Genomic DNA, 883 nt, shown 5'->3' with positions numbered 1-883 from the left:
TGTTCACGTTGAAGATTTTACTGTAGGAGGCCTGAACCGTTCCGTATACGATACAAAGTATCCAGGGGGCAAAGGCATCAACGTATCGAGACTGCTGAAAAGACACCATGTACCGTCTAAAGCGCTCGGATTCGTCGGCGGATTTACCGGAGAATATATCAAAACATTTTTGCGGGAAGAGAACCTGGAAACAGCTTTTTCTGAAGTAAAAGGAGATACCCGTATCAATGTAAAGCTGAAAACTGGTGATGAAACTGAAATTAACGGGCAGGGACCGACAATTTCGGGTGAAGATTTCAAAGCCTTTTTAGAACAGTTCCAATCTCTGCAAGAGGGAGATATCGTCGTCCTTGCGGGAAGCATTCCATCTTCACTGCCTCACGATACTTATGAAAAAATCGCAGAGGCCTGCAAACAGCAGAACGCACGAGTTGTTCTGGATATCTCAGGCGAGGCGCTTTTGAAAGCGACAGAAATGAAACCGTTTTTGATGAAGCCAAACCATCATGAGCTTGGAGAAATGTTCGGCACGACAATTACATCTGTTGAAGAAGCCGTTCCTTATGGGAAAAAGCTTGTAGAACAAGGTGCTGAACATGTAATCGTATCCATGGCAGGAGACGGAGCGCTTCTGTTTACGAACGAAGGTGTTTATTTTGCTAACGTGCCAAAGGGGGAATTGGTAAACTCAGTCGGAGCGGGAGATTCCGTCGTTGCAGGGTTCCTTGCCGGTATTTCCAAACAGCTGCCGCTTGAAGAAGCATTCCGCTTAGGAGTGACATCAGGCAGCGCTACCGCGTTCTCCGAAGAACTTGGAACAGAAGAATTTGTCCAGCAGCTTCTTCCTGAAGTTAAGGTCACACGTCTATAGAGGAGGAAACAA

The 883-nt window shown here is 46.3% G+C and carries 1 protein-coding gene; it reads left to right on the top strand.

Features of this window, described 5'->3' with window-relative positions; all coding sequences use genetic code 11:
* On the top strand, positions 1–871 hold an 871-nt coding region (pfkB, locus tag RAC86_RS39245), incomplete at its 5' end, for a 1-phosphofructokinase (RefSeq protein WP_377887012.1).
* Between the last annotated feature and the right edge of the window lie 12 nt (positions 872–883).

Source organism: Bacillus sp. LR_5 (assembly GCF_042709275.1).
Note: the sequence above shows the minus strand (reverse complement) of the source record. Positions and strands in the feature narration are given on the sequence as shown.